Here is a 21,619-nt window from a genome sequence, read left to right as displayed (position 1 = left end):
CCTCCCATTCACGTGCCGAGCCCTTGCGTTACGTCTGCTGGCTACCGCGCGGCAGCCAGACCAGCATCAGCACCGCACCCCCGAGCAGCGCCCCCGCCCCCACCCGGAACGCCAGCGCGTAGCCGGCCGTCAGCGCCTCCGCGCTCGTTCCGCCCGCCGTCCTGGACGCCGCGACCGTCGACAGCACCGCGAGGCCCAGCGCGCCGCCCATGGTGCGCGAGGTGTTGATCAGGCCCGACAGGAGACCGGCGTCGCCCGGTTCGCCGCTCGATGTGGCGAGCGAGGCCAGCGGGGTCGAGGCGAGACCCGCGCCGGCCATCATCACGACGCCGGGGCCGAGGACGGCGGTGAGGTACGTCCCTTCCGCCCCCATCGTGGACTGCCACGCCATGCCACCGGCCGCCACCAGCGCACCAGTGATCGCGACCCGGCGCGCACCCGCCCTGACCATGAGGCGCGGGGCCAGCTTGGAGCCGATGACGATGCTCAGCGAGCTGGGCACGAGGGCGAGCCCGGCGCCGAGCGGGGTGTACCCCAGCACGTTCTGGGCGTACAGCGTCATGAAGAACCACATGCCGAACATCGCGGAGCCGTTCACGAACATCGCCGCGTTCGCCGCCGAGACCGCCCGCACCCGGAAGAACTTCAGCGGCATCAGCGGCGCCTTCGTCCGCGCCTCCACCGCCACGAAGACCCCGAGGAGGGCGAGTCCCGCCGCCAGTGGCACCAGGGTTTCGGCCGCCGTCCAGCCCTCCGCCTCCGTCTGCACGATCCCGTACGCGAGGGTCGCGAGCCCGGCGGTGACCAGCAGCGCGCCGGGGAGGTCGAGCCGCCGGCCGTCCCTGGCGTGGCTCTCGACGAGCCACAGGGCGGCGCCCGCGAGCACCATCGCGCCGACGGGGACATTGATCAGCAGCACCCAGCGCCAGGACAACGCGTCCGTCAGTACGCCGCCGACGAGCCCGCCCGCGGCCCCGCCGCCCGCACCGACGGCGGCCCACGTTCCGATGGCGTGCGTGCGGGCGGGCCCTTCGGGGACGGCCGACGTGAGGATGGTCAGCGTCGCGGGGGCCAGCACCGCCGCGCCCAGGCCCTGCACTGCGCGGGCGGCCAGTAGCTGCCAGTCCTCCTGGGCGAGCCCACCCGCGAGCGAGGCGGCGGTGAACAGGCCGAGCCCGGTCAGGAAGGTCCGTTTGCGGCCGAAGATGTCCGCGGCGCGGCCGCCGAGGAGCATGAAACCGGCGAAGGCGATCGCGTAGGCGTTGACCACCCATTGCAGGCCGATCGCGCTGAGCGCGAGGTCGGCGCGCATCGAGGGCAGCGCGACATTGACGACGGACACGTCGAGGACGACGAGGAACTGGCCCGCGCAGGCGGCGAGTACGACTGCCCAGGTGCGGGACGGATTGCGGGCGGCGGGTATCCGGGTCTTGGCGGAGGAAGAGGAGGCTTGGACCATGCCTGTCATGCTCGCAGCAACAGTGTGCCCCGTACATCCGCCTTCCGGCGCACGGACACCCCCGGACACACCCCCACGCGCGATGCGGTCCTAGTCGGTGTCCTTCCGCCACATCTTGACGGTCGTCTTCGGATTGCTCGCGGAATTCGATGTGTGCGTCACCAGGCAGCGATACTGCTTACCCAGGTGAGCGACACGATCATTCGCCGCATACTGCCGGTTTACTTTCCATTCCGAAAATCCCGCTGCCATGTGATGACGCCCTTTCAAGGGTCCGGCTCGCTGCCGACCCGCCGGAATTGTCCCATGCCCCGACCCTCACGCCGCCCGCAGCATCGTCACCACCGCCGCCCCGCCGAGGCCGATGTTGTGCGCCAGCGCCACCCGCGCGCCCTCCACCTGCCGCGCCCCCGCCTCCCCCCGCAACTGCCACGTCAGTTCCGCCGCCTGGGCGAGGCCGGTGGCGCCCAGTGGGTGCCCCTTGGAGATGAGTCCGCCGGAGGGATTGACGACCCAGCGGCCCCCGTACGTCGTCGCGCCGCTCTCCACGAGCTTGCCGGATTCACCGTCGCGGCACATGCCCAGCGCCTCGTACGTCAGCAGCTCGTTGACAGAGAAACAGTCGTGCAGCTCGACCACGTCGACGTCCTCGATACCGAGACCGGACGCCTCGTACACCTGCCGCGCGGCGGCCCGCGACATCGGCTTGCCGACGACGTCGACGCAGGAACCGGAGGCGAAGGACTCCTCGGTGTCCGTCGTCATCGCCTGGGCGACGATCTCGACGGCCCTGCCGTGCAGGCCGTGCCGCACGAGGAAGCGCTCCGAGACGACTACAGCGGCCGCGGCCCCGTCGGAGGTCGGGGAGCACTGGAGCTTGGTGAGCGGCCGGTGGATGGTCTTCGCGGCGAGTATCTCCTCGACCGTCCACACGTCCTGGAACTGCGCGTTGGGGTTGTCCGCCGAGTGCCTGTGGTTCTTGGCGGCGACCGCCGCGAGCTGCGCCTCCGTCGTGCCGTACCGCTCCATGTGTTCGCGCGCCGCGTTGCCGAAGATCTGCGCGGTGGGCGGGGTCATCTCGAAGCCGTGGGCGGCGGCCATGACGCCGTAGTGCCGGGCGACGGGTGAGGTGGCGAAGTCGCCCCCGTCCGATCCACCTCCCAGCGCCCCCCGCTTCATCGTCTCGAAGCCCAGCGCCAGCACGCAGTCGCTGATACCGCCCTCGACGAACTGCCGCGCCATCATCAGCGCCGTCGACCCCGTGGCGCAGTTGTTGTTGACGTTGTAGACGGGGACGCCGGTCAGGCCGAGCTCGTACGCCGCCCTCTGCCCGGCCGTCGAGGCCTGGAAGCAGTAGCCTGCGGCGACCTGCTGGACGTCGCGGTACGCGATCCCCGCGTCGGCCAGCGCCTTGGTCCCGGCCTCCTTCGCCATGTCCCAGTACTGCCAGTCACGGCTCTCGGGCTTCTCGAACTTCGTCATCCCGGCACCGACGATGTACGCCTTCATCAGCTCGCCTCCCTCTCCCCTTCACCACGCCAGTCACGCGGCAGGCAGACTAGAACACGTTCCAACCTGACGGAAGGTCAGGTCGCGGCGGAAGAATCGATACGGCTACACCCGTTCGAGTGGCGCGGACATCGTGGGACATCCACATGGGCAACGGACAGAAGGCACCGAAGCCTTCAACGTCAAAACGTCCCGCCCGCCCACACGCCGAAGAACTCCACGAACCGGGCGGCGATCGTCTTCGTGGACACGGACTGCAACGGCCCCTCCTGGCACCTCCGGCCCGGCGGCAGCGCCTGCGACCGGCTTCAGCTGCGCTCAGTAATCTTCAGCTGAACATGACTGCTTCCGCCCCGGTACGACGCGCACCGGGGCGGACAGATTGCGCGAGCTCCTAATGATCTCGCGGAAGGGCGATGCCCTTGTGTACTACGCGTACTACACTGGGACCATGACCCGTTTCGTACCTATAAGAGAACTCAATCAGGACACGGCAGGCGTGATCGCTCGCGTCGAAGCGGGCGAGACCATCACGATCACCCGTAACGGCCGGCCCATTGCCACTCTGGTTCCCCAAGGCGCCGAAGCGGACGTTCCGACCTACCCCTTCCGCACCGATCCCATGGGCGAGCTCGATGACCTCCCCGTTTTCCAGGGCCCAGACCTCAGCGATGACGAGATCAAGGACACCTTGAGCGGCATGGGCGGCAGCGTTGACTGATCACGCCATTCCCGTGGCCGTCGCCGATACCAACGCCCTGTTCCGGCTGTTCACCACGTCCAGCAAACGGCATGAGGAACACCGTGAGGCGCTTAGCAGGATCGGCCACCTCATCGTCTCGCCGATGGTGCTCGCCGAACTCGACTACCTGCTGACCCAGAAGATCAACGCGTCCACGGCGGCGACCGCACTTGAGTTCATCGCCAAGCGTGCCGACACGCAGCGCTTCGAAGTGCCTGCCGTGCAGCCTCACCTGCACACAGCCCTCGCTGTCATGAACGGATACCGGGACCTTGACGGTGGCAGCGGAATCGGCCTCGCGGACGCAATGAACGTGGCCCTGGCGGCGCACTACCGGACGGCTGCCCTCTTCACCTCGGACATCCACTTCCGGATCGTGCGCCCCCTGGACGCGCACGAGTCGTTCCGACTCCTTCCGGAAGATCTCTAGCCCATGCGACCCTCGGCGGCGGCCGTGACGAAGGCCGCGAACGCGGCGGGGGCGACGGCGAAGGCGGGGCCTTCGGGGTGCTTGGAGTCGCGGACGGCGATACGACAGGGCTGGGCGGCGACCTCGATGCAGTCACCGCCGGTGTTACCGCTGTACGACGACTTGCGCCAGGCGGCGGCGCCGAGGGGGGCGCACTCGATGCATTCGCCGCCGGTGTTACCGCTGTAGCTGGACTTACGCCACCGCGCGTTGGTCAGGTCCTGGCTGATGCCCATAACGTTCCTCCATTACGCGGATGATCAGTGCCGCCGAATCCTCCACAGAGAGAGCAGCGGCCTGCAAGTGAGCGTAACGAAGCGCGGCTTCCTTGACAGTCTCAGGGTTGGCAGTCATGTGCCCCGAGATGAGGTCCTCCGAGTACACGAGGTCTGGATCGTCGTCGAACCGCATGGTGGTGAACGAACCGATCAGGCTTGCGTGTTCGCCGGCGGAAAAGGGGAGCACCTGGATCCTCACCCACCGCTCCTCGCGGAAGCTCAACAAGTGAGCCAGTTGATTCCGCATAACCTCCAGGCCGCCAATCGGCCGGTACAGCGCGGCCTCGTCCAGCACCACCCAGATCATGGGCGGATGCTCCCGGCGCAGGATCCGCTGGCGTTCCATTCGAGCCGCCACCAGCTCATCCAGGTTGTCCGGCAGACCCGTTGCCAGCACCGCCCGCGCGTACGCCTCCGCCTGAAGCAAGCCGTACACCAACTGCGCCTGGTACGTGGAGATGTACGCCGCCCGCGCCTCCATCTCCGCATACGGCTGGAACCAGTGCGGCAACTGGCTCCGCAACACCAGCCCCACCAACCGCGAAAACGTCCCGCCCGTCCCCAGCGCCGCGTCGATCCGTTCCGAGAAGTCGCGGGTCGGAACCTTCCGTGCCGTTTCCACCTGGCCGATCAGTGAGCCCGTACAGAAGACGATGTCGCCGAGCTGCCCCTGCTTCAGTCCGGCCGCCTCTCTCAGGCGGCGCAGTTCGGAGCCGTAGTAGTCCAGCGGCGATGCGCTGGGATCGAGATCGCGGATGTTGACCATGATCGGCGGCCACCCCCAAGTTCAACGCCGTGAGGCGTTCCTTTCGGTCAGTAGCCGAGCGTAATCGCGCCACTGCATCCTGGTGACATGAATCACGCAACTGACCGCTCACCAGCAGAAATTGACGCCAGCTATCGCATGGGCTTCACCGTAGGTGAGCACTCGGCGCGGCACATGCGCCGCATCGTGCGGACGTTTCTGGCCCGCTGGGACCTGGCCGAGCTGACCGACGCCGCCGAGCTCGCCCTCACCGAGCTCGTCGCCAATGTCGTACGTCACGTACCCGACCGGCACTGCAACCTCCTCATCCTCCGCCGGCCGGGCGGACTGCGGGTGGAGGTCACGGACAGGTGCCCCCGCCCGGTCCGCACGATGGGCACAGGAGAAGGCGACGAGCTCGCCGAGGGAGGGAGGGGGCTGCTGCTGGTCGAGGCCGTGACCGACCGCTGGGGCGCGGTGCCGCTGCCGGGCGGCAAGACGGTCTGGTTCGAGTGCGATGCGAAGCCCTGTTCGGGCCCGCCTACGATGTGACCGCCCAGTACACGTGCACGCCGCCTGACCGGAGGACCCCATGGCCGCCGCCGCGCCCAAGCCCGAGACGCTCGCCGCCTTCGAGGCCGCCAAGGGCTTCATGCCGGTGCGTGAAGGGCTCGCCCTGTACGCCGCCGCCGCCGAGGCCGGGGCGCTCGGGCTGCCGCTGGTGGAGGTCGGTACGTACTGCGGGCGCTCCACGATCCTGCTGGCCGACGCCGCCCGCGAGGCCGGAACGGTCGCCGTGACGGTCGACCACCACCGGGGCAGCGAGGAGCAGCAGCCCGGCTGGGAGTACCACGACCCGACGGTCGTGGACCCGGAGGTCGGCCGGATGGACACGCTCCCCACCTTCCGGCGCACGCTGCACAAGGCGGGTCTCGAAGACCACGTGATCGCGATCGTCGGGCGTTCGCCGCAGGTCGCGGCCGTGTGGGGCGGCAAGGTCGGTCTCGTCTTCATCGACGGCGGACACACCGACGAGCACGCCAACGGTGACTACGAGGGCTGGGCCCCGCACGTCGCCATCGGCGGGCTGCTCGTCATCCACGACGTGTTCCCGGACCCGGCGGACGGGGGCCAGGCGCCGTACCGCGTGCATCAGCGTGCACTCGCGTCCGGCGCCTTCACCGAAATCTCGGTGACCGACTCGCTTCGTGTCCTGCGCCGTACATCCTCGGGGATCTGACCGGCCCGGATAGCATCGCCGGGTGTCGTACGACAGCCAGCCCCCCACTCCGCCGTCCTCTCCCTCCTCCTCCCCCTCTCCTCGCCGCTTCGGCCGGGGGAACGTCACCGTCGCGGTCGCCGCGCTCGTACCGACCGCCCTGGCGGGCTGGCTCGTGTGGCAGGCGATGAGCGGCCCCGGCGACAGCGATCCGCCGAAGGTGGTACCGCTGCCGGGCCAGACTCAGAGTCAGAGCCGGTCCGCCTCGTCACATGCCGACGCGAAGCCGTCGGCGCCCACCACGCCGCCCACGGCGACCGCTTCCCCCTCCAGGACGAAGGAGGAGGACAAGCCGGTCGCGGCCCCGACCGCGACCGGGCCGCTCGCCGGCAAGGTCGTGGTGGTCGACCCCGGTCACAATCCGGGCAATTTCCGCCATACGCGCGAAATCAACAGACTCGTCGATGTCGGTACGCACCGCAAGGAATGCGACACCACCGGCACGTCCACCAACGGCGGCTACACCGAGGCCTCGTTCACCCTGGACGTCTCGCGCCGCCTGCGTACCCTCCTCGAACAGCAGGGCGCGACGGTCAAGCTCGTACAGAACGAGGACCGTCCGTACGGGCCGTGCGTGGACGAGCGGGCCCGGATCGGCAACGAGGCGAAGGCCGACGCGGTGGTCTCCGTCCACGCGGACGGCTCGGCGGTCGGCAACCGCGGCTTCCACGTGATCCTGCCCGCCCTGGTGAAGGCCGGCGCCGCGGATACGTCGGAGATCGTCGGCCCTTCGCGCGATCTGGGGACGCGCCTCGCGGGCAAGTTCGTCCAGGCGACGGGCAGCGCGCCGTCCAACTACGTGGGCGGTGGCACGGGGTTGGTCGTACGCAAGGACCTCGGCGGGCTCAATCTGTCGACTGTGCCCAAGGTGTTCATCGAATGCGGCAATATGCGTGACCCGAAGGACGCGGCTCTGCTGACGGACGGCGGCTGGCGCCAGAAGGCGGCGCAGGGGATCGCCGACGGCATCGGGAGTTACCTCAACGGGTAGGTCTGATACCCGGGGGCCGACCCCGCCGGAGGGACGATAGATTCATCCGTACGATGGGGAGCTGCCCCCGAGCTCCACACTGTGCCGCCCCGACGAGTCGACCCACTAAGGACCTTCAAAGTGAACATCCGCTCCCTCACTCGAGGCGACGGCGTGGTGATCGGAGCAGCGGTGGTGCTGTTCATCGCCTCGTTCCTCGATTTCAAGTCGTACGACAAGCCGGCTTGCTCGGGCAACTTCTGCCCTCCGGCCATCGATTCCGGCAATGCCTGGGACAGCCTGGGCCTTCTGATGAGCGTCTACCTGGCGGGTGTGATCGCGGCAGCACTCATCGTCGTGTCCCGTTCGCTGCCGCAGCAGCGGAAGATCGCCGGTATCGACCTCGGGCAGTTCGGGGTCGCGTTCGCCGTCTTCGCGGCCTGGACCGCCTTCTGGACGATCGTCGACGGCAGTGACTCCGGCCCCGGCCAGATCCTCGGCCTGCTCGCGGTACTGATCCTCGCCGCCGCCGCCGTCGCCGCCCCGCTCGTCCCCATGCTCAAGGCCCCGCTCATGGGCGCCCCGAAGCCGGTCACGCACCAGCCGTACGGTGGCCAGCCCGGTCAGCCGGGCCCCGGTGGTTACGGCTACCCCGGCGCGCAGCAGCCGCCCTACGGCGGCCAGCCGGGGCAGCCGCAGCCGTACGGTGCGCAGCCCCAGCCGCAGCAGGGTCAGCAGCCGCACGCGCAGCAGGCTCCGGCCTCGCAGGCGCAGCAGGCCGGTGCGCCCGCCGCTGCCGCCGCCGACTTCGCGCCGTTCTGGTTCGCGGTGCCGGTCGCCCGTCCGCTGTACGCCGAGGACGGTTCGCCGACGCCGATCGCCGAGCTCGCGCCCGGCACCTGGTACCTGGCGGTGGAGCAGCGCGGTCCCGGTCTGGTCGCCCAGACGCAGGACGGCCGCCGCGGCGTCCTCCAGGACACCACCGGCATCCAGCGCGGCTGACGCCGAGCAGCGTAACGACAACGGCTCCTCGCCCCTTCCGGGGCGAGGAGCCGTTTCCGTTGCGGCCACCCGGCGTTCACCCGTCGGAAAGGTGAAATCTCAACTGACTTGCCCCGTAAAAGAGTTACTGTCCGGTCGGCGTAGAAAACCGCACCCGTGATCGGGTACGTTCCTCCACGCAGCCGCCACACCAGGGGCACAGGGCTCCCAGGGACTAGCGGCGCGAAGGACCCTAACCTCTGTTGACCACAGCAGTAGAACTCTTCACCGTCCAGCCATACACCCCGCATTGCCAGGTGATCGCCGACGAGGGAGACCACGCCGTCGTCGGCATCTCGCCGGGCAACTCCTACTTCTCCGCACAGCGCGTCACGGACCTGGCCCACTGGGGCATACGCAACTTCCGTCAGGTCGACCTCGTCTACACAGACCTCCACGTAGGAGCCATGTACGAGGCGCTCGGATACACGCCCGAAGAGGCCCGCCGCAAGGAGGTGAAGAACCTCCGTGGCGTGCGCGCCAAGGTCACCAACGCCGCTCTGAGCGCCGACCCGACCGGCACCCGCGTACGCGGCCGCCCCATGTCGGACCTGACCAGCAGCCCCACCTACCGCGAACTCCACGCGCACCTGGGCAACCTGCTCGCCACCGACCCGGAGTTCCGCACGACGTGCGAAACCCTGGTCGACACGTTCCTGTCGACGAAAGTCCTGGACGGCAAGGACAGCACCGCCCGTCAGCGCGAGGTCTGCCTCAAGTACATCTGCGCCGAAGTGCCGTTGTTCCTCGACACCCCGGCGATCCTCGGCGTCTCGTCGTCGCTCAACTGCTACCACCAGGCGCTGCCTCTGGCCGATCTGCTGTACGCCCGCGGCCCCGGCCTGCGCGCCTCACGCAACCAGGGCCACGCCATCGTCACCCCCGCCGAAGGACACCGCCATGACCAGCACTGACACGCTCCTCGACTTCCCGTTCTCCCCCCGGGGCGACCAGCTCCCGCCCGAGATCGAGACCCTGCGCGCCGAGCCGGTCAAGCGGGTCCGCACGATCGCCGGTGACCCGGCCTGGCTCGTGTCCTCGTACGCCCTGTGCAAGCAGGTGCTCGAAGATCCCCGGTTCAGCCTCAAGGACACTTCCGCACCCGGCGTGCCCCGGCAGTACGCGCTGACCATCCCGCCCGAGGTGGTCAACAACATGGGCAACATCACCGGGGCCGGGCTGCGTAAGGCTGTCCTCAAGGCGATCAATCCCAAGACGGACGGCCTTACCGACTGGATGCGGGCCCACGCCGCCACCCTGGTCGACGAAATCGTCGACTACGGCCCGCCGGTCGACCTCCGCAGCCGGTTCACCAACCCCTACGCCGAGCACCTCCACTGCCGCATCCTCGGCATACCCCAGGCCGACGCGCCCCGCCTCGCCGCCAGCCTCGACATCGCGTTCATGAACTCGGCCTGCCCCATCACAGGCGCCCGCCTGAACTGGGACCGTGACATCGCCTACATGGTCGACCGCCTGGACGCCCCGGCCACCACCGGTCTCATGGCCGAACTCGCCGCTCTCCGCGGAAATCCCGACTACGACCATCTGACGGACGAGATGCTGGCCACGGTCGGGGTCACCATGTTCGGCGCCGGAGTCATCTCCACCATGGGGTTCCTGACCATGGCGATCTTCTCCCTGATCCAGCATCCGGACGTGTGGGAGCAGTTGCGCAAGGCACCCGAGAAGATCCCCGCCGCCGTGGACGAGCTGCTCCGCGTCAACCTGTCCATCGCGGACGGCCTGCCCCGCCTGACCCTGGAAGACGTCCGCCTCGGTGACGTCGAGGTGAAGAAGGGCGAGCTCGTCCTCGTCCTGGTGGAGGCCGCCAACACCGACCCGGCCGTGTTCGCCGACCCGCACACCGTTGACATCGACCGGCCCAACGCCGGCACGCACCTCTCCTTCGGCGGTGGCGCGCATTACTGCCCCGCCACCGCCCTCGGCAAGAAGCACGCCGAGATCGCGATCGAGGTACTCCTCGACAGGATGCCCGGCCTGCAGCTCGCCGTACCGGTCGACCAACTCGTGTGGCGGAGCGGGTTCATGAAGCGCATCCCCGAGCGCCTGCCGGTGGCCTGGTAGGCGATTGCCGGCGCCGGACGGCGCCCGCCACGGGGGATGGCCCCGGCCGGATTCGGCCGGGGCCATGGCCACGCCCGCGACCACCGCGCCACCTTCCGGGCGGGGGGCCGTTGTCGTACAGTCGGCCAGGTCCCGCTTCTGACGGACCGTCAGGCGATCGGACGCCCTCGCCCGGAAGGAAGCGGAAATGCGCCTCGGACTCGCTCTCGGCTACTGGGGCCGCGGCCCCGACCCCGGCCATCTCGATCTCGCCCGTGAGGCCGAGCGTCTCGGCTACGACTCCGTGTGGACCGCCGAGGCCTGGGGCTCCGACGCCTTCACCCCGCTCACCTGGATCGCGGCGCACACCACCCGCATCCGGCTCGGCACCGCCGTCGCGCAGATGGCGGCCCGCACGCCCACCGCCACGGCCATGCACGCGCTGACCCTCGACCACCTCTCCGGTGGCCGGATGATGCTGGGGCTCGGGCTTTCGGGACCGCAGGTCGTCGAGGGCTGGTACGGGCGGCCGTTCCCCGCCAGTCCGCTCACCGCCACCCGCGAGTACGTCGACGCAATCCGCCAAGTGCTGCGGCGGGAGGCGCCGGTCGAGGTGGACGGGCGGTTCCACCCGCTTCCGTACCGGGGCGCGGACGCCGTGGGCATCGGCAAGGCGCTCAAGCCCATCACGCATCCGCTCCGGGCCACCCTGCCCGTCCTCCTCGGCGCGGAGGGCCCCAAGAACATCGCGCAGACGACCCGAATAGCCGACGGCTGGCTGCCCCTGTACTGGTCCCCCATGCGCACCGACGTGTACGCGGCGTCACTGACCGGCCTGCCCGCCGACTTCATGATCGCGCCGATGGCACGGGCGCGCGTCTGCGACGACGTGACGGAGGGCCTGCTGCCGGTCAAGGCGATGCTGGGCTTCTACATCGGCGGCATGGGCCACGCGGCCCGCAACTTCCACGCCGACCTGATGGCCCGCATGGGTTTCGAGGCGGAGGCCCACCGCGTCCAGGAGCTGTTCCTGGCGGGCCGCAAGGAGGAGGCGGTACGGGCGGTCCCCGACGCGTTCGCCGACGAGATCTCCCTCATCGGCCCGCGCGAGCGCATAGCGGAACGCCTGGACCTCTGGCGCAAGGGCCCGGTCACGGACCTCCTGATAACGGCCCCGGACCCGCACACCTTGCGCGTACTGGCGGACCTGAACAGCTGAAGGGCCGCGCTCTCCCGATCGAGTGAGCCATACGGTTTCCGCCCCACCGTGTCGGCCGGCTCCCCCAGGTTCGGCCGCATGGAACCGCGGTACGACATCGAGATCGAACCCGAGGTACGGGCTTGGCTCGGTTCCCTTCCGAGAGATCACTACCGTTTCGTCGAACGGCACGCGGACCGCCTGAAGACGTACAGGTCGAGCGGGCTGTGCGTGCTCAGAAGGAGTGCGAGGCCGCGCACTGCCCGGCTGAGGCCGAGTACCACCGGACATTCGAGGAGCAAGGATGAGCGGCGGCTACCACACCGAGTGGAAGATCCCGGACGAGCACCGCGTCGACCCTGCGTACATCGAAGCGGGCGCCTCGATCGCCCTCGGTCAGGCGGTGTACGACTTCCGTGTCGCGCTCGGTATCTCGGAGGCCGAACTGGCCCGGAGGGCCGGTCTCACCGAGGCCGAAGTAGAGCAGATCGAGGGCGGTGGCGCCGCACCGACGCTGCCTCTGCTGCGGCAGCTGGCCTCCGCCCTCGACGCACAGCTGGACGTGTCCATCGACTCCGACGCCATGTCCCTGGCCTTCGTACCGCACGCCGCATAGCCGTCGGGTCAGGCGAAGTCATGCGGGCACTCCAGTGAACCCGGGACCGGCGCCGCCCGGTTTCAGCCAGCGTAAAACGGCAATACGTTCGACATGTCCTCACGTCATCGCAGTGGAAGCAACCAGGCGGCGACGGTCATCATCGTCGTCGCCGACATCATGGCCGTCATCCTCGGCCTGTGGATCCTGATGTACCTGCTGGACGCCAACCGCGCGAACGACCTGGTGAACTTTGTCCAGGACGCCGCCCGGTGGCTGGCCGGCTGGTCACACGACCTGTTCACCTTCGACGAGGCCTGGGCGCGTGTTGTCGCCGGGTACGGTCTCGCGGCGATCGTGTACCTCTTCGCCGGGCACGCCCTGGCCAACGTCGTACGCCGCCTCTGAGGCCCGCTGCTGACGACAGGCCCTAGCAGCAGTCCGGGTCCAGGCCTAGCGGCAGCCGTTCGCCGCTGAAGACCGCGGTGGTCGCCTCGTCGCCTCCTAGGGCGGCCACCGCCAGCAGCAGGGAACCCGCCGTCCAGGTGGTGAGTTCCTCGGGCCATATGGCCCGGTTGCCCTCGAAGACGTACCCCGTCCAGTACATGCCGTCCGGCGCCCGCAGGTGCTGGATCGACTGGAGGATCTCCAGCGCCCGGTCCGACTCGCCCATCACCCACAGCGCGAGGGCCAGTTCGCAGCTTTCGCCGCCGGTCACCCAGGGGTTCGGGAGTATGCAGCGCACGCCCCGGCCGGGGACGACGAAGCGGTCCCAGTCGGCCTCGATGCGGGCCTTGGCCTCGGGGCCCGTGACCGCGCCGGCGAGGATCGGGTAGTACCAGTCCATCGAGTAGCGGCTCTTGTCGAGGAACCGCTCCGGGTGGCGCTGGATGGCGTGCCGCAGCGCGCCGACCGCCAGCTCCCAGTCGGGCTGCGGCTCCTCACGCTGCTCGGCGATGGCGAGCGCGCAGCGCAGCGCCTGGTGGATGGAGGAACTGCCGGTCAGCAGCGCGTCGTTGACGGGAGTGCCGTCCTCCTCGCGCTTCCAGCCGATCTGGCCGCCCGGCTGCTGGAGCCCGAGGACGAACTCGACCGCCGCGTAGACGGTCGGCCACATGTGGTCGATGAACGCGTCGTCGCCGGTGGCGAGGTAGTGGTGCCAGACGCCGACGGCGATGTACGCGCAGAAGTTCGTCTCGCGGCCCCGGTCGGTGACCCGCCGCGCGTCTCCGTCGTCGTACGCCGCGTACCAGGAGCCGTCCGTGTTCTGGTGCCTGGCCAGCCACGCGTAGGCGCGCTCGGCGGCGTCGTGCTCGCCGGCCGCGTCGAGCGCCATGGCGGCCTCGGTGTGGTCCCACGGGTCGAGGTGGTGGCCACGGAACCAGGGGATGGCGCCGTCCTCGCGCTGTACGGCGAGGATGCCCGCCACGGTCTCGGCGGCCTCGTCGGCGGTGAGGACACCGGGCAGGACGAGGTGTTCCGTACGCTCGGGGATCGTCACTTGGCGTCCGCCGCGACCGACACGTCCGACGCGTCCGAAGTGGCCGACGTGGCCGGCAGGTGGGGCTTGGTCGCGTACGCCACGAAGCTCTTGCCCACCAGAGGGTTCAGCGCCTGCTCGGCGATGCGTGTGGCCAGCGGCTTCTTCATGATGTCCCAGACCAGCAGCTTGTGGTACGCGCGGACCGGCAGCGCTGCGTCCTTGCCGTCCCTGCCCACTCCGAACGCGCACTTCAGCCACCAGTACGGCGAGTGCAGCGCGTGCGCGTGGTGCGTGCCGTACGGCCTGAGGCCCGCTTCGCGCATCTTGCCGAGCAGCTCATCGGCCTTGTAGATGCGGATGTGGCCGCCCTCGACCTCGTGGTACGCGTCGCTCAGCGCCCAGCAGATCTTCTCCGGCCCGTAGCGCGGCACGGTGACCGCGATGCGCCCGCCCGGCTTCAGTACGCGCACCATCTCGGCCAGCACCCCCTTGTCGTCGGGGATGTGCTCCATGACCTCGGAGATGATCACGACGTCGAAGGAGGCGTCGGGGAAGGGGAGGTTGAGCGCGTCGCCCTCCATGGCGGTGGCGGTGGCGCCCGCCGGGGCCTCACCCGCCTCCTTCATCGCGGCGAACCACTTGGCGACCTCGCGGATCTCCTCGCCGTTCTGGTCGAGGGCCACCACCTGGGCGCCGCGCCGGTAGCACTCGAAGGCGTGCCGGCCCGCACCGCAGCCCAGGTCGAGTACGCGATCGCCCGGGGCGAGCGGGAAGCGGGAGAAGTCCACGGTCAGCACGGGGTCTGCCCTTCCGGGTGGGGGTGGGTTACGGCGACGCCAGTCCATCGGGGGCGCGTGGCTGGGGCCGCGTGACGGCGGGGGGTGTGCGGGGTCCGCGTCGGCTGCGGAGCCCGCGTCAACGAGGTCTCACCGGGCTCCCCCGCGCACCGCGCTGTGCGCGGCGATCCGTTCGCGGTAGAGCTCCGCGGTGCCCTGGGCGGCCTTGGCCCAGGTGAACCGCTCCAGCACCCGGTTACGGCCCGCCGTACCGAGGCGCCGGCGCAGCTCGGGGTCGCCGAGGAGGCGGCCGAGCGCGGCGGCCAGCGCGCCCGCGTCACCGGGCGGCACGGCCAGGCACGTCTCGCCGTCCGGCCCCGCAACCTCGGGGATCGCGCCGCCGGTGGTGGCGACGAGCGGGGTACCGGTGGCCATGGCTTCGGCGGCGGGCAGCGAGAAGCCCTCGTACAGGGAGGGGACGCAGGAGATCTGTGCGCTGCGGACGAGGTCCACGAGCTCCTCGTCGCTGATGCCCTTGACGAACTCGACGGCGCCCTGGAGCCCGTACCGCTCGATGGCCTGGGCGACCGGTCCGTCCTCGGCGCGCTTGCCTACGACGACGAGGTGCGCGCCGGGGTGTTCGGTGCGGAGCTTGGCGAGCGCCTCGACGAGGTGGACGAGGCCCTTGAGCGGTACGTCGGCGCTGGACGTCGTCACGATCCGGCCAGGGATCTCGGCGACGGACGGGTCGGGCGACCACAGGCCGGTGTCCGCGCCGATGTGCACGACGCGGATGCGGTCGCGGCGTACGCCGAGGTGCTCGACGATCTCCTGCTGCGAGGAGCCGGAGACGGTGAGCACGGAGGGCAGGCGGGCGGCTACGCGCTTCTGCATGCGCGTGAAGCCGTACCAGCGGCGTACCGAAGCGCGCTTGAGGCGGCTCTCGGCGGCGTCGAGATCGAGCTGCCGGTCGACGGTGATGGGGTGGTGGACGGTGGTGACCAGGGGGGCGCCGAGGTCTCCGAGCAGTCCGTAGCCGAGCGTCTGGTTGTCGTGGATGACGTCGAACTCGCCACGGCGGGCGGCAAGGTGGCGCCTGGCGCGGAGGGAGAAGGTGAGCGGTTCGGGGAAGCCGCCGGTCCACATCGTCGCTACTTCGAGGGCGTCGATCCAGTCGCGGTATTCGTCGCGCCGGGGAGTGCGGAAGGGGTCCGGGCTGCGGTACAGGTCGAGGCTGGGCAGCTCGGTGAGCGGTACGCCCTCGTCGAGTACGGGGTAGGGCTGGGAGCCGAGGACTTCGACGCTGTGGCCGAGGCGGGCGAGCTCGCGCGAGAGGTGGCGTATGTAGACGCCCTGGCCCCCGCAGAAGGGGTTGCCCTTGTAGGTGAGGAGCGCGATGCGCAGCGGTCGGTCGCCCTGGGCGGGGTCCCCCGCGTGGGGGCTCGCCTCTATGGCCTCAGCGGTCACTCACGGCCCCCTTCTCACTGCTCTTTGGCCGGAGCGTAGCCGCTGGCGCTAACCTAGAACAAGTTTCAGTATCGATCGTCCGACCAGCTCTGAATCTACCGGCAGGCAGCGCAACCGTAAGCGCCGGATCAGGTGATTCGCGCCACGGCAGGCGCCCTGCCATGCTGTGCCACCCGGGGGGTCCGGTCCCCCACGCCCGGCGTACGGACAAATGCCATGGAATGGGACGCATGACAGCGGAAGTCCAGCCCTCGTCGCCACCTCTGACGGAACGCCAGGAGGCGCGCCGCCGCCGGATCCTGCACGCCAGCGCGCAACTGGCCAGCCGGGGCGGGTTCGACGCGGTGCAGATGCGCGAGGTCGCCGAGGCCGCCGGTGTCGCGCTGGGCACGCTGTACCGCTACTTCCCCTCCAAGGTCCACCTGCTGGTCGCCACCATGCAGGACCAGCTCCAGCACATGCACACCACGCTGCGCAAGCGGCCCCCGGCCGGCGAGAGCGCGGCCGAGCGGGTCGCCGAGACCCTGATGCGCGCCTTCCGCGCGCTTCAGCGGGAGCCGCAGCTCGCGGACGCGATGGTGCGGGCGCTGACCTTCGCGGACCGCAGCGTCAGCCCCGAGGTGGACACGGTTTCCCGCCAGACGACGGCGATCATCCTGGACGCGATGGACCTGACGGGGCCGCCGACTCCGGAGCAGTTGTCGGCGGTCAGGGTCATCGAGCACACCTGGCACTCGGCGCTGATCACGTGGCTTTCGGGGCGGGCGTCGATCGCCCAGGTGAAGATCGACATCGAGACGGTGTGCCGGCTGATCGACCTGACCGGCCCGGCCGGGCGACCGGCCTGACCCGCCCGACCGATTCGATCGCCCCGCCGCAGCGGCTTGCCGTACATGAACCTTGCCGTACATAAACAGGGGGGGCACGCGTGCCCGAGATGTGCCTCCCGCGCTCCCCATTGGCCAGATTCCGCCCCCCTGACATCCGCCGTCGTGGGTACTAATGGGCGACGTGCCATGTTCATGCACAGCTACGCAGGGGCACCTCAGGGGGAGCAGGCAGTGACCAGCATGATCCGCGTTCTTCTCGTGCACGACGTCTGTCTGGTGCGGTCGGGACTGGCCGCACTGCTCGAAAGGGAGCCCGACATCGAGTTATCCGCCAGCACGTCAGGAGGAGCGCTGGGCAGCGCCCGGTCGTTAGCGCCGGACGTGTGCGTGGCCGACGCGGAGGGGCCGGGATCGCCGTGCCTGGCCGCCGCCGCTGAGATATCGGGCGCCCGCGGCGCGTATCCGGGCTGCGGGCTGCTCGTGCTGGCCCGGGCCGGCAAGCCCGGGCTCCTGCGGCGGGCGCACGAGGCCGATGCCCAGGGTTACGTCAGTAAGGACGCCCCGGCCGAGCGGCTGCTCGAAGGGATACGGCGGGTGGCCGCGGGGGCACGTTTCATCGACGACTCCCTCGTGAGTGAATTCCTGGAGGCCGCGCGAAGTCCGCTCACCACACGGGAGTTGAGCGTGCTGTCACTCGCCGCCGAGGGGGCGGACGTCACCGAGATCGCCCACAGCCTGCACCTGACCAACGGGACGGTGCGCAACTACATGGCCGCGATCACCCGGAAGACCGGGGCCCGCAACCGCGTGGACGCCATTCGCATCTCCCAGGGCGCCGGCTGGCTCTGACCAGCCGCCGGCCAGATCACGGTAGAGGGCGGAGCACCGGATCAGCTCGTCATGGCTGCCGCAGACGGCGTGCGTACCGTCCATCACGAGCACGCGGTCGGCGCGCCGGGCCGAGCTGATCCGGTGGGCGACGACGATCAGGGTGGTGTCCGGACGCTCGGCGAAGGCCCGTTCGGCGCGGGCCTCGGCGGCGGGGTCGAGATGGCAGGTCGCCTCGTCGAGCAGGACGACGGGCACGGGTGCGAGGTGGGCGCGGGCGAGGGCGATCAACTGGAGCTCGCCCGCCGACAGTTCACCGGGCGCCACGGCGGCGTCCAGGCCACCCAGGCGCAGCAGCAGTTCGTACGCCCCGACGGCACGGGCCGAGGCGAGCACGGCGGGGTCGGGTGGCGGGTCCGGGCACAGGTAGGTGAGGTTGTCGCGCAGAGCGCCGGAGAAGACGTACGCCTCCTGCGGCACGAGCGCCCGCCGGTGTACGGCGCCGCGCACGGGCTCTCCGCAGAGCCGGACCTCGCCGCCGGCGGGCTCCAGCAGGCCCGCGACGAGGGCGGCCAGGGTGGACTTGCCGATACCGCTGGGGCCGACGACGGTGAGGTGACCGCCGGCCGGGACGATGAGATCGAGCCCCTGGAACACCGGCTCGGCGTGCGGCCCGTAGGCGAAGGTGACCCCGCGAAGCTCCACGGCGGGCTGCGCGGGGCCGGCAGGCCGAAACGGCTTCTTTCCCCACCCCGCCCCTTCCCGAACCGGGGCTCCGCCCCGGACCCCGGTCCTCAGACGCCGGACGGGCTGGGGGGTTGCGGCGGGGAGCGCCTTCCCCGCACCGTGAGCGGGATCCGCCCCGGGACCGGAAGGCGCACCGGCGACGCCGGCGAGGGGCCCGCCTTCCGGCGCCGTGTGCTCGGGACCGGTGGGTGCACGCCCCGGCTGCGTCAGGCGGCGCAGGACCACCGTCAGGCGGGAGCCTGCTGTGCCCAGGGTCTGCATCAGGCTTTGGAGCGCGGGGAGCAGGGCGTACATGAGGTAGGTGAGGGCGCCTACCATGTCGCCGGGGGTCGCGCCGCGGCTCAGTAGCCAGGGGGCGGTCACCAGGAGCAGGATCACCGGCAGCCGGCCGCCCACCGCCACCGCGAGCACCCGCAGCACGCTCCAGCGGGCGAGGGTGCGCGCGGCGCGGAACTCGGCGGCGAACCGGGTCTCCGCCTCGGCGGCCGTCCGCGTCTCCGCGCCCGCCGCCGTGATGTCCCGCAGCCCGGCGGCGGTCGCGTCGAGCGTCACCGCCACCGCCTCGTCGGCGGCCAGGAACGTCTCCTGGCGGCGGGCCATCGGCCGCAGCGTCACGAGGAACAGGCCGAGGCCGAGGACCAGCGGCGGCACCACCACGAGCAGCAGAACGGGCGCCAGCGAGGCCAGCCCGGCCAGCGCCCCGGCCGCCGTGAAGACGAACGACCTGGAGACCATCACCAGGCCTGCGAAGGTGTCCCTGGCGATCTCCACCTGATGGGTGAGCCGGGACACCGCCGCATGGTCGGCCTCCGCCAGGGCCCGGCCGACGACACGGCGTACGAGGCCGTCGCGCAAGGGCTCCACCAGCTCGGAGACGGCCCGGAAGACCCGCCCGGTGCCGTACGCTCCGGCCGCGACGGCCACGGCGGCGGCCGCCAGCCAGCCCAGTCCCCCGGCCGTGCGTCCGGCCAGGAAGCCGTGGTCGAGGGCGCGGGCGACGGCGTACCCGAAGAGGAAGGTCTGCGCGGCCTCCAGCAGCGACCAGCCTGCCAGTCGGGCCAGTACGGGCCGCCGCCGGTTCAGGAAGCGCAGGCCCTCGGTGCGCAGCCGGGGTGCGTCAGTCGTCATGGGCTGAGTGGTCCGTTCCGTCCGTGTCGGTGAACACCGCCCGGTAGTCGGCCAGTTGCCACAGCCGCGCGTGCGGGCCCACCGCGCGGACGCGGCCCTCGTGGAGCCAGGCGACCCGGTCGGCGCGGGCCGCCGTCGAGGCCCGGTGGGCGATGATCAGGCGGGTACGGGCCCCGGCCTCCCGGGTCAGCGCCTCGCCCACCCGCAGCTCGGTGACCGTGTCGAGGCTGGAGGTCGCTTCGTCGAGGATCAGCAGCCGTCCGGGGTGCGCGAAGGCGCGGGCGAGCCCGAGGCGTTGGGCCTCGCCGCCGGAGAGCGGGGCCTCGGCGCACGGGGTGTCGTAGCCGAGCGGAAGGCGGCGGACAAAATCGTCGGCGCAGGCGGTACGAGCCGCCTCCCGCACCGCCGCCGCGTCCGGTTCGCCGGCGCCGAAGGCGATCGTGCCGCCGATGGTGCCGCCCAGCAGCGCGGGCCGCTCGAAGGCCTGGCCGACCGCGCGGCGCAGCACCTCACGGGGCAGCTCGCGCAGCGGGACGCCGTCGAGCGTGACCGTACCCGCGTCGGGGTCGGCGAGGCGGCCCGCGACCGCGGCGAGGGTGGACTTGCCGGAGCCGGAGCGGCCGACGAGGGCGAGCGAGGTGCCGCCGGGGACGGTGAGGTCGAGGCCGGCGAGGATCGTACGGTCACCGCGGGCGACCGTGATTCCCCGCAGTTCCAGCGTCCCGTCACCACCGGGCGGAAGCTCCGCGTCGCCGTGGGTGGTTGCCGGTACGGCGAGCAGTCCGGCGAGGCGGCGGGCCGCGCCCCGGCTGCGCACCAGGCCGTTCAGACGGCCGACCAGCATGCCGATGCCGGTGGCGAGCGCCGCGTACCGGGCGGCTGCGAGCAGCCCGCCCACCGAGAGTTCACCGGCCGACAGGCGTGTTCCGGCCACCGCCAGCACGGCGAGCTGGAGCAGCGGCACGATCACGGCGGCCTGGGCCGTGGAACGTCCCTGGACCCGCCACATCCGGTAGCCCTGGGCGCTGAGCGCCGCCAGCGGCTCCAGGATGCGGGCCTGCTCACGGCGGGCGGTGCCGGCGGCCGCGATCGTACGGGCGCCGCCCACCGCCTCCACGAGGCGTGCGGCGATCTCGCCCTGGCTCACCTGGTAGCGCGCGACACTGTCGCCCGATTCGCGGACGAAGACCTTCAACAGCAGGACGAGCACGGGCATGCCGACGAGGAACGCCACCGCCGTCCACAGGTCGACGACCGCGAGGGCGACGAGACCGCCGACGGGCGTCACCACGGCGGCCACCGTGCCCGCGAGCGCGGCCGGGGCGCCCCCGGCGTGAGCGGCGTTCCCGACCAGGCGGGCCACGATGTCGCCGGGTGGCACCCGGTCCGTGCAGCGCGGCCCGGCCGCCAGGACGTGCCGCAGCAGGCGCCGCCGGAACCAGGCGGTGGAACGGGCGTTGGTGGTGCCGGCCAGTACGCCGTCGAGTGCGTCGACCACGACGAGCAGGCAGGTGAGCGCCGCGCAGGCGGTGAGCCAGGTGGTGGCGGGACGCCCGGAGAGCAGCAGGTCCAGCGTGTGGCCGAGCACGGCGGGCAGGGCGAGTCCGGTCGCGGCGCCCGCGGTACTGAGGACCAGGATCGCCGCGCCGGGGAGCGCGCTGTGCCGGACGGATTCGAGCAGCAGCCGGTCGGCCGTACGGGGTTGGTCCAGCTCCTGGTTCATGCGCGTCACCCTCCCTTCGTGCTCCCTTCGTGCGCGCAGATGTACGGCCCCGGGGGCGCGGTGCCCCCGGGGCCGCATCTTCCGTCAGTACGCCTCAGAGATCTCTCTCGACGTCACAGACAGGACGTCACAGACACAGCAGGAAGCTGTTGGAGCTGTGCTTGTCGCACGCCAGCAGGCTCAGGCTGCTCTGGTCTCCGCCGTCGCTCTCGGGGGTGTCCAGGCTCTGAAGGTCGAGAAGTGCCATGGTGGTTCCCTTCGGTTGTCCGTTCCCGTGGGGACGGG

Annotated in this window: 23 protein-coding genes and 1 pseudogene; 13 read left to right on the top strand and 11 right to left on the bottom strand. The window is 70.8% G+C overall.

Going from position 1 to position 21,619, the window contains the following annotated elements:
* Positions 1–28 precede the first annotated feature (28 nt).
* The 3 genes from J7E91_RS22030 to J7E91_RS22025 form a co-directional block, all read right to left on the bottom strand.
* On the bottom strand, positions 29–1,459 hold the full coding sequence (locus J7E91_RS22030; protein WP_374224758.1) for an MFS transporter: 1,431 nt from the start codon (positions 1,457–1,459) through the stop codon (positions 29–31).
* Positions 1,460–1,549: 90 nt separating this feature from the next.
* The gene (locus J7E91_RS37365) at positions 1,550–1,711 is read right to left on the bottom strand and encodes a carbohydrate-binding protein (protein WP_374224757.1); all 162 of its coding nucleotides are present in this window, start codon (positions 1,709–1,711) and stop codon (positions 1,550–1,552) included.
* A gap of 66 nt (positions 1,712–1,777) precedes the next feature.
* Positions 1,778–2,968 carry a lipid-transfer protein gene (locus J7E91_RS22025; protein WP_214907477.1) on the bottom strand — a complete coding sequence of 397 codons (1,191 nt, stop codon included), beginning with the start codon at positions 2,966–2,968 and terminating at the stop codon, positions 1,778–1,780.
* 451 nt (positions 2,969–3,419) lie between these two features.
* Between J7E91_RS22025 and J7E91_RS22020 the strand changes: the two genes are divergently transcribed.
* Together J7E91_RS22020 and J7E91_RS22015 are read left to right on the top strand one after the other, a co-directional pair.
* Positions 3,420–3,689 carry a type II toxin-antitoxin system Phd/YefM family antitoxin gene (locus tag J7E91_RS22020; RefSeq protein ID WP_251016075.1) on the top strand — a complete coding sequence of 90 codons (270 nt, stop codon included), beginning with the start codon at positions 3,420–3,422 and terminating at the stop codon, positions 3,687–3,689.
* Positions 3,690–3,702: 13 nt separating this feature from the next.
* Entirely contained in the window at positions 3,703–4,140 is a 438-nt protein-coding gene (locus J7E91_RS22015; RefSeq protein WP_308376894.1) for a PIN domain-containing protein, read from the top strand.
* Here the strand turns inward: J7E91_RS22015 and J7E91_RS22010 are convergent.
* Together J7E91_RS22010 and J7E91_RS22005 are read right to left on the bottom strand one after the other, a co-directional pair.
* Complete coding sequence (locus J7E91_RS22010; RefSeq protein WP_214907471.1) at positions 4,137–4,415, bottom strand: DUF397 domain-containing protein; 279 nt, start codon at positions 4,413–4,415, stop codon at positions 4,137–4,139. The two genes, J7E91_RS22015 and J7E91_RS22010, sit on opposite strands and share 4 nt — an antisense overlap.
* Positions 4,375–5,223, bottom strand: coding sequence for a helix-turn-helix transcriptional regulator (locus J7E91_RS22005; RefSeq protein ID WP_214907469.1), 849 nt, complete (start codon positions 5,221–5,223; stop codon positions 4,375–4,377). The genes J7E91_RS22010 and J7E91_RS22005 overlap by 41 nt, the downstream gene beginning before the upstream one ends.
* A gap of 87 nt (positions 5,224–5,310) precedes the next feature.
* Between J7E91_RS22005 and J7E91_RS22000 the strand changes: the two genes are divergently transcribed.
* From J7E91_RS22000 to J7E91_RS21960, 9 genes are all read left to right on the top strand, one after another.
* Entirely contained in the window at positions 5,311–5,754 is a 444-nt protein-coding gene (locus tag J7E91_RS22000) for an ATP-binding protein (RefSeq protein ID WP_251016074.1), read from the top strand.
* 40 nt (positions 5,755–5,794) lie between these two features.
* Entirely contained in the window at positions 5,795–6,442 is a 648-nt protein-coding gene (locus J7E91_RS21995) for a class I SAM-dependent methyltransferase (protein WP_214907467.1), read from the top strand.
* A gap of 22 nt (positions 6,443–6,464) precedes the next feature.
* Positions 6,465–7,472 carry an N-acetylmuramoyl-L-alanine amidase gene (locus tag J7E91_RS21990; protein WP_214907465.1) on the top strand — a complete coding sequence of 336 codons (1,008 nt, stop codon included), beginning with the start codon at positions 6,465–6,467 and terminating at the stop codon, positions 7,470–7,472.
* A 120-nt stretch (positions 7,473–7,592) separates the two neighbouring features.
* Entirely contained in the window at positions 7,593–8,453 is an 861-nt protein-coding gene (locus J7E91_RS21985) for a DUF5336 domain-containing protein (RefSeq protein ID WP_214907463.1), read from the top strand.
* 242 nt (positions 8,454–8,695) lie between these two features.
* Positions 8,696–9,406 carry a tRNA-dependent cyclodipeptide synthase gene (locus J7E91_RS21980; protein ID WP_214907461.1) on the top strand — a complete coding sequence of 237 codons (711 nt, stop codon included), beginning with the start codon at positions 8,696–8,698 and terminating at the stop codon, positions 9,404–9,406.
* Positions 9,393–10,580, top strand: a complete 1,188-nt coding sequence (locus tag J7E91_RS21975; protein ID WP_214907459.1) for a cytochrome P450 — start codon at positions 9,393–9,395, stop codon at positions 10,578–10,580. Before J7E91_RS21980 ends, J7E91_RS21975 begins: the two co-directional genes overlap by 14 nt.
* Before the next feature lie 187 nt (positions 10,581–10,767).
* The gene (locus J7E91_RS21970) at positions 10,768–11,778 is read left to right on the top strand and encodes an LLM class F420-dependent oxidoreductase (protein WP_214907457.1); all 1,011 of its coding nucleotides are present in this window, start codon (positions 10,768–10,770) and stop codon (positions 11,776–11,778) included.
* A 283-nt stretch (positions 11,779–12,061) separates the two neighbouring features.
* Complete coding sequence (locus tag J7E91_RS21965) at positions 12,062–12,373, top strand: helix-turn-helix domain-containing protein (protein WP_214907455.1); 312 nt, start codon at positions 12,062–12,064, stop codon at positions 12,371–12,373.
* Positions 12,374–12,466: 93 nt separating this feature from the next.
* Positions 12,467–12,760 (top strand): hypothetical protein, encoded by a 294-nt coding sequence (locus J7E91_RS21960; RefSeq protein WP_214907453.1) that lies wholly within the window; start codon positions 12,467–12,469, stop codon positions 12,758–12,760.
* Between the two features lie 22 nt (positions 12,761–12,782).
* On the opposite strand, the gene J7E91_RS21955 is transcribed toward J7E91_RS21960, so the two are convergent.
* The 3 genes from J7E91_RS21955 to J7E91_RS21945 form a co-directional block, all read right to left on the bottom strand.
* Entirely contained in the window at positions 12,783–13,853 is a 1,071-nt protein-coding gene (locus J7E91_RS21955) for a prenyltransferase (protein ID WP_214907452.1), read from the bottom strand.
* Complete coding sequence (locus J7E91_RS21950; RefSeq protein ID WP_214907450.1) at positions 13,850–14,632, bottom strand: class I SAM-dependent methyltransferase; 783 nt, start codon at positions 14,630–14,632, stop codon at positions 13,850–13,852. The genes J7E91_RS21955 and J7E91_RS21950 overlap by 4 nt, the downstream gene beginning before the upstream one ends.
* A gap of 129 nt (positions 14,633–14,761) precedes the next feature.
* The gene (locus tag J7E91_RS21945) at positions 14,762–16,078 is read right to left on the bottom strand and encodes a glycosyltransferase family 4 protein (protein ID WP_214907447.1); all 1,317 of its coding nucleotides are present in this window, start codon (positions 16,076–16,078) and stop codon (positions 14,762–14,764) included.
* Positions 16,079–16,308: 230 nt separating this feature from the next.
* On the opposite strand from J7E91_RS21945, the gene J7E91_RS21940 reads away from it, so the two are divergent.
* Together J7E91_RS21940 and J7E91_RS21935 are read left to right on the top strand one after the other, a co-directional pair.
* Positions 16,309–16,926 carry a TetR family transcriptional regulator gene (locus J7E91_RS21940; RefSeq protein WP_214907445.1) on the top strand — a complete coding sequence of 206 codons (618 nt, stop codon included), beginning with the start codon at positions 16,309–16,311 and terminating at the stop codon, positions 16,924–16,926.
* 45 nt (positions 16,927–16,971) lie between these two features.
* Positions 16,972–17,673: pseudogene (locus J7E91_RS21935) on the top strand (LuxR C-terminal-related transcriptional regulator); the annotation flags it as partial.
* Here J7E91_RS21935 and J7E91_RS21930 read toward each other — a convergent pair.
* The 3 genes from J7E91_RS21930 to J7E91_RS21920 form a co-directional block, all read right to left on the bottom strand.
* Positions 17,599–19,611: an ABC transporter ATP-binding protein gene (locus J7E91_RS21930; RefSeq protein WP_251016072.1), complete on the bottom strand. Its 2,013-nt coding sequence runs from the start codon at positions 19,609–19,611 to the stop codon at positions 17,599–17,601. The pseudogene J7E91_RS21935 and the gene J7E91_RS21930 overlap by 75 nt on opposite strands.
* Positions 19,601–21,334 carry an ABC transporter ATP-binding protein gene (locus J7E91_RS21925; RefSeq protein ID WP_214907441.1) on the bottom strand — a complete coding sequence of 578 codons (1,734 nt, stop codon included), beginning with the start codon at positions 21,332–21,334 and terminating at the stop codon, positions 19,601–19,603. Before J7E91_RS21925 ends, J7E91_RS21930 begins: the two co-directional genes overlap by 11 nt.
* Before the next feature lie 127 nt (positions 21,335–21,461).
* Positions 21,462–21,581 carry a SapB/AmfS family lanthipeptide gene (locus J7E91_RS21920; protein WP_214907439.1) on the bottom strand — a complete coding sequence of 40 codons (120 nt, stop codon included), beginning with the start codon at positions 21,579–21,581 and terminating at the stop codon, positions 21,462–21,464.
* Between the last annotated feature and the right edge of the window lie 38 nt (positions 21,582–21,619).

The sequence above is a fragment of the Streptomyces sp. ISL-99 genome (assembly GCF_018614005.1).
GTDB lineage: Bacteria > Actinomycetota > Actinomycetes > Streptomycetales > Streptomycetaceae > Streptomyces > Streptomyces flavidovirens.
This window is presented reverse-complemented; position numbering and strand designations above follow the sequence as displayed.